General features: G+C 42.4%; 9 protein-coding genes. 7 read left to right on the top strand and 2 right to left on the bottom strand.

Annotated elements, in window-relative coordinates; translation table 11 throughout:
* Window positions 1-838: diguanylate cyclase domain-containing protein (locus BET01_RS13795; protein ID WP_120197383.1), on the bottom strand; the 838-nt coding region annotated here is incomplete at its 3' end.
* Window positions 839-993: 155 nt separating this feature from the next.
* Here BET01_RS13795 and BET01_RS13790 point away from each other — a divergent pair.
* From BET01_RS13790 to BET01_RS13765, 7 genes are all read left to right on the top strand, one after another.
* Window positions 994-2,328, top strand: coding sequence for an FAD-dependent oxidoreductase (locus BET01_RS13790; RefSeq protein WP_120197382.1), 1,335 nt, complete (start codon window positions 994-996; stop codon window positions 2,326-2,328).
* Between the two features lie 357 nt (window positions 2,329-2,685).
* A complete protein-coding gene (locus BET01_RS21740; RefSeq protein ID WP_120197381.1) occupies window positions 2,686-3,540 on the top strand; it encodes a hypothetical protein in 855 nt (284 codons plus the stop codon).
* Window positions 3,431-3,694 carry a spore coat associated protein CotJA gene (locus BET01_RS22350; protein WP_330512890.1) on the top strand — a complete coding sequence of 88 codons (264 nt, stop codon included), beginning with the start codon at window positions 3,431-3,433 and terminating at the stop codon, window positions 3,692-3,694. The genes BET01_RS21740 and BET01_RS22350 overlap by 110 nt, the downstream gene beginning before the upstream one ends.
* Window positions 3,694-3,957, top strand: coding sequence for a spore coat protein CotJB (locus BET01_RS13775; protein WP_207667622.1), 264 nt, complete (start codon window positions 3,694-3,696; stop codon window positions 3,955-3,957). Before BET01_RS22350 ends, BET01_RS13775 begins: the two co-directional genes overlap by 1 nt.
* Entirely contained in the window at window positions 3,957-4,565 is a 609-nt protein-coding gene (locus BET01_RS13770) for a manganese catalase family protein (RefSeq protein ID WP_120197379.1), read from the top strand. The genes BET01_RS13775 and BET01_RS13770 overlap by 1 nt, the downstream gene beginning before the upstream one ends.
* A 139-nt stretch (window positions 4,566-4,704) precedes the next feature.
* Entirely contained in the window at window positions 4,705-4,857 is a 153-nt protein-coding gene (locus BET01_RS21615) for a hypothetical protein (RefSeq protein WP_158585065.1), read from the top strand.
* A gap of 260 nt (window positions 4,858-5,117) precedes the next feature.
* The gene (locus BET01_RS13765; protein ID WP_243117217.1) at window positions 5,118-5,468 is read left to right on the top strand and encodes a hypothetical protein; all 351 of its coding nucleotides are present in this window, start codon (window positions 5,118-5,120) and stop codon (window positions 5,466-5,468) included.
* 38 nt (window positions 5,469-5,506) lie between these two features.
* On the opposite strand, the gene BET01_RS13760 is transcribed toward BET01_RS13765, so the two are convergent.
* Window positions 5,507-6,172, bottom strand: a complete 666-nt coding sequence (locus tag BET01_RS13760) for a DUF3298 and DUF4163 domain-containing protein (protein ID WP_120197378.1) — start codon at window positions 6,170-6,172, stop codon at window positions 5,507-5,509.
* Window positions 6,173-6,216: the final 44 nt, after the last annotated feature.

Below are 6,216 nucleotides of genomic sequence, written 5' to 3'. Positions count from 1 at the left end.
GAAGAGCCACAGATTCAAACTCACATCTCTTTAAAAGTAGTTCCGAGATACACTGGCAAACCTGTTTTAACCCATAGTACTGAATGGATTTTATTTGGCCTGAATCCTCTGCTACAGGAAGGAATTCTCCTGCTCCAATTAGTCCAAGTCCCTTGATAAAGATGCGCATATAAAGTTCAGCTCGAAGAAACACATTTGTGCCAGTCTTTAACGTAGGTCGGTACCTAATTTCTACCTCGTCTTTATCAAGTGCGGTCTTTAGATAATGAGCGATGGTCTGTCTGCGAAGAAGCTGATTATATAAGGCTGTGTCAAACACTACGGCTTGATTTGGGCCACCTTCCCCTGCCTTTGAGATTGCAAGGTCTAGACACTTTAGCATCTGATCTGGAGTATTGGCATGGCCTGGGTAGGAGCAGATTCCCATTTGGGTGGAGCATAAGCAATCGGTGCCATTTACTTTCCATGCCCGGTCAAATCTCTCTGCCAAATCTTCTGCCAGGTAGAGAGCCTGACCCTGGGTATATCCATCTAAAATGATAATAAACTCCACACCAATATAGTGATAAACGTCCTTCTGGGTTAATTCTCTTAGAAAGTCAAGGATCTGTTTTAAAATGGCCTCACAGTAGTCGTAACCGAAAATCTGATTCAGACGCTTGAAGTTTTCTATGTACAGCTTTAATACAACACCCGAATTTCCTGATTCCATTGCTTCTTTAAGGTGCTCATTGCAGGAATCCCGTTCCAGTTTGTTTTTTTCTACTGCAGAATCTACCTTAATCTCTACTGGTTCCTGGATTGGAGCGGGGGGTGATTTTTTCTTAAACCAACTCATTGGATCTGCCTCCTGATCGCTTGTTGTCTTTGTCTTACGTTATTGTATGATAATTAATGGGTGAAATCAAGAAATATTTGGCAGAAATAACATAAGCATTATTCTAAAAATTGGGTGAATACTATTGGTATGGAATATATGTAGGAGGCGATAACTTGAAATCAATTTGGATGGATACAACAATGATTCCCAGACGTAATTCGCTTACAGGCAACAAGCGGACTGAGGTGGTAATAATAGGAGCCGGCATGGCAGGTGTTTTAACTGCATTTTATCTGCAAAGGCACGGTGTTCACGTAGTGATTTTGGAGGCGAACCGAATCGGAAGCGGACAGTCGGGATTTACAACTGCAAAAATCACATCCCAGCATAATCTCATTTATCAAAAGCTTGAAAAGTCTGTCGGAAAAGACCATGCAAGACTTTATGGAAAAGCCAATCAGTTAGCGGTAGAAGAGTATGGAAAACTAATAACACGAAATTCCATACAATGTCATTATGAAAAAAAAGATGCATATCTATACTCTGTACAAGAATCAAAGAAGCTGTTAAAAGAAGCAGAGATTGCAAAGGAACTAGGACTCCCGGCATCTTTTGTCCAGGAAACCAATCTACCGTTTTCCGTATGTGGCGCAGTCAGATTCACCGGACAAGCACAGTTTAATCCGTTGGAATTTTTAAAAGAAATCTCTTCTGGGATTACAATATATGAGCGGACAAAAGTAATAAAAGTTCATGGACATGATGTTATAACGGATAGAGGCGTCATAAAGGCTGAAAAAATCGTCTTTGCCTCTCATTATCCTTTTGTCAATATACCTGGATTTTATTTTGCAAAGATGTATCAGGAAAAAAGTTATGTGTTGGAGTTGGACTCAGTGGATGATCTTGGTGGGATGTATCTGGGGGTTGATAAAAAGGCATATTCCTTGCGAAATTATGATGGAAGACTGTTACTTGGCTATGGAAGCCACCGAACAGGAAAAGTACCGGATACCGATCCCTTTATAACCATGAGGCATACGGCAGAGCATTTATTCCCCAAATCTAAAATACTAAGGGGTTGGACTGCTCAGGATTGTATGACCTTAGATGGAATTCCTTATATCGGGACTTATTCTGCTTTCCGCCCTGACTGGTACGTCGCTACGGGCTTTGGAAAATGGGGAATGAGTTCCTCTATGGTGGCTGCTAAAATGCTATCTTTACAGATTACAGGAAAAAGAACGCCCTATGATTCTGTATTTTCCCCTCAGAGACATCATATAAAAGCTTCCGCACTTCGGGCAGCAGAACATGGCTTGGAGTCTGTAAAAGGACTGTCAGCCGGAATTAGACCAGGGGTAGTTAATTGCCCTCATTTGGGCTGCAGAATGATCTGGAATCAATATGACAAGCGCTGGGAGTGCCCCTGTCATGGCTCTGGTTTTGAAATTAATGGTAAAATTTGCGCTGGCCCTGCACAACGGAGTCTTCCTTTCATAGATTGATAGTAGAAACTTTTCATAATTGAAAGGAGTCAAACATCCTATGGATTGTTATGCGAAACAAGGATATCCCGACGGCTTTAACCGTAACGGTACATCCTACCCATGGGAGCCTGCCATGGACCTTGATATGACAATGGGCCCTGGTACGGTAATCCGTCCTGACATGCCAATTGGTTCAGGCCCGGCAAGAACTATGAATCCGGTACCAGCTCCCATACCAATGAGCCGCCAGGATTTATCTGCAGGCCCATGTCCATGGACCCCAGTTAAAAGACCTTGCTGTACAGTAGTAGACAGCGCTACAGAAAATTGTCCAAAGAAAACTCCAGGAAACCAAGCCTGTGTGAAGCCAGAAAGATGCTCAGAAATGCCATCTTGCGTAATGCCAGCAAAATGCCCAGAGAAGCCATCGTGTGTAATGCCAGCAAGATGTCCGGAAAAGCCATCGTGTGTAATGCCAGCAAGATGCCCGGAAAAACCATCCTGTGTAATGCCAGCAAGATGCCCGGAGAAACCATCCTGTGTAATGCCAGCAAGATGCCCGGAAAAACCATCCTGTGTAATGCCAGCAAGATGCCCGGAGAAACCATCCTGCGTAATGCCAGCAAGATGCCCGGAAAAGCCATCCTGCGTAATGCCAGCAAGATGCCCGGAAAAGCCATCCTACGTAATGCCAGCAAGATGCCCGGAAAAGCCATCCTGCGTAATGCCAGCAAGATGTCCGGAGAAACCATCGTGTGTAATGCCAGCAAGATGCCCGGAAAAACCATCCTGTGTAATGCCAGCAAGATGCCCAGAAAAACCATCGTGTGTAATGCCAGCAAGATGTCCAGAAAAACCATCCTGCGTAATGCCAGCAAGATGCCTGGAAAAACCATCCTGCGTAATGCCAGCAAGATGCCCAGAGAAACCATCGTGTGTAATGCCAGCAAGATGCCCAGAGAAACCATCGTGTGTAATGCCGGCAAGATGCCCAGAAAAACCATCGTGTGTAATGCCAGCAAGATGCCCGGAAAAGCCATCGTGTGTAATGCCAGCAAGATGCCCGGAAAAACCATCGTGTGTAATGCCAGCAAGATGTCCAGAGAAACCAACTTGCGTGATGCCCGCAAAATGCCAAGAGCCTTCTTTCACATCTCCAGCTATGTGTCCCTGCTGGTCCCCAGCTCCAAATGTATGCCCGAACAACTGGATTCCAACTCCTGCTGTTGACGCAGCTGCTGAATGCATTGACAAATATCCAATTGGAATGGCCTATGTGCCATGGCAGACCTGGCAACAGGTATATTCGGTTGATACGGCATTAGGTATGGGTACCATTTTCCCGGATTTATATAAACCATTTACGATGGGAGGGTGCCGATAATGAATTGTATGTCTGATTGTGATATGTTATTAAAACAGGTTTTCCTGACTAGTTTTGCAGTGGATGACGTTGTTTTATACCTGGATACCCACCCATTAGATAAAGATGCCTTAAATTATTATTACTATGTAGCAGATTTAAGAGAAAAAGCAGTTGAGGCGTACCAAGAGCAGTGCGGCCCTCTGATGAATGATGGTGTCATGGATGAAAACTGCTGGACCTGGTTACAGGATCCGTGGCCATGGGAAGGAGTGTGCGGCTAATGTGGAGATATGAAAAAAGATTACAGTATCCGGTAAATATTACCACTCCTAACCCCAAGATTGCTACGTTTATTATGAGTCAGTACGGTGGACCTGATGGAGAAATGGGTGCTTCGATGCGTTATCTATCCCAACGTTATGCAATGCCGTATAAAGAGTGTAAAGGACTTTTGACGGACATTGGGACGGAAGAATTGGCACATCTGGAAATTGTAGCAACCATTGTTCACCAGTTGACCAGAAACCTTACTCCGGAACAAGTAGTGGAATCCGGCTTTGGACCGTATTATATTGACCACACTACAGGTATTTGGCCCCAGGCGGCAGGGGGCGTTCCATTCAATGCCTGCGAATTCCAGTCAAAAGGCGATCCCATCACCGATTTAGTAGAAGATATGGCAGCTGAGCAGAAAGCACGCAGTACTTATGATAACATCCTGCGTGTAATTACAGATCCTGATATATGTGACCCTATTCGCTTTTTAAGAGAAAGAGAAATTGTCCATTTCCAGAGATTTGGAGAAGCACTGCGTATCACCCAGGATAATTTAGACAGTAAGAACTTCTATGCATTTAATCCAAGCTTTGATATTAGAAAACCATGCTAAAATGATCGGGCTGCAGCGTAATAATATGCTGCAGCCATTTTTTGTCAAATGATGTCACTTTTTTCCGTTTACTGAATGGAAAAACAGGAAACAAGTACAATCCATGTCACATACATGTTACCAGAAAGGGAAGAGAATTATGATTAAAAAGCCAGTGATTGAAAATTACATAGAAATAGATGAAAAGGTAATTCTTATAAATGAGCTATCACAGAAGAGGAGAGAAGAGATGGCAGATACTCTTCATGATAAAATGATGGAAACAGCCAGATATCAAAAGGTAATAAAATAGAAGGGGATAAAAGGGAGGAAGCCGGCAGAATGAGGGGCATCCTGCCGGCTGAGTATGAAAAAGTTATCAAAAAGGTGTTTGCCTTTTATACATATTAATATACAGGATAAATGTGATTGTAGTTTGTAGAAAGTGTGAATAGTTTGTGAGGAGATATGCTTCATGCATGTAACCATTGCTTCCAGGGATAAGATAGAGAAAAGGGGTGAAAATGTTAAGGAGGGAACTATTGATAAAGCGTAGTTATGAGGAGGACAATTGTGAAAAGGACAGTGGTATTTGATTTTGACGGAGTCATTCATAGTTATATAAGACCCTTTAAGAGTGCTGAAATCATTCCGGACGAGCCAGTGAATGGCATCAAAGAAGCAATCGATGAAATCAGAAAAGCCGGTTATGAAGTTGTGGTTGTGTCCTCCAGGGCATCAAGCGAAGCAGGTAAAAAAGCAATTGATGCGTATTTGAATCATTACGAAATTAGAGTAGATGATATTGAATTTGAGAAGGTGCCTGCCATCTGCTATATTGATGACAGGGCAATTTGCTTTGAGGGGGATCCATCTTCCTTACTCCGTCAGATCCGATCATTTAAACCTTGGCATAAGAAGTAATAAAAAGCCCTGGAAAATATATTGACCAGGGCTTTTTGTTACCTATTAGAATTTATAGTACAGTCCTGAAATGGAAAGAAAAATTCTGGCATCCCAGTTGAGTATGGAGCAATGTCATACTGTTGGTAATAGATAACAATGCCATCAGGCTTAACATAAAATCCTTCGATGTTGAAATTTCCTTGTACAAGAGAAGGGTAGTCTTCAAAATAGGTAGAAGGATCTTTTTGAAGTCGCTCTGTTATCTGCCTGTTAATATCCGCAAGAATGGATTCCATAAATTGTGGATCATTAGGAAAATAATCAGCAAGGCTCAGTCGTTTGCCTGTCTGGAAGTCCCAGGTTTCAGAGGTACGTTCTGTGTTTCCATGTGCACCGCCCAGATAGGTATATTGATCTGTATAAAGACTTACCACACAGTCATTGTTATATGTAATTTGATAGATGGAAAGAAATTCATAGCTATTAAAGGGATAATCGTTCTCTTTTTGATACTTTGCCTGTTCCACGGCTTCCTTGTATAAGACTGAACGGGTGTATATTTCATTTTGCTTTGCCTGATATTTATAATAATTATTAATTCGCCAGGCCGTGGTGGGACCGCAAGTTGTAGTAAAATATGGATAGTGAATTGTATAGGTAAGAACAGGGATATCCTGATAATAAAGGGTATCTGTAAGTGTCTTATTGGTTATGGTCTGCATAGAAGCCTCACATGGGAATTGTTTCTACAATATATGGATAAGTT

This window comes from Lacrimispora algidixylanolytica (assembly GCF_003609635.1).
Taxonomy (GTDB): domain Bacteria; phylum Bacillota; class Clostridia; order Lachnospirales; family Lachnospiraceae; genus Lacrimispora; species Lacrimispora algidixylanolytica.
Note: the sequence above shows the minus strand (reverse complement) of the source record. Positions and strands in the feature narration are given on the sequence as shown.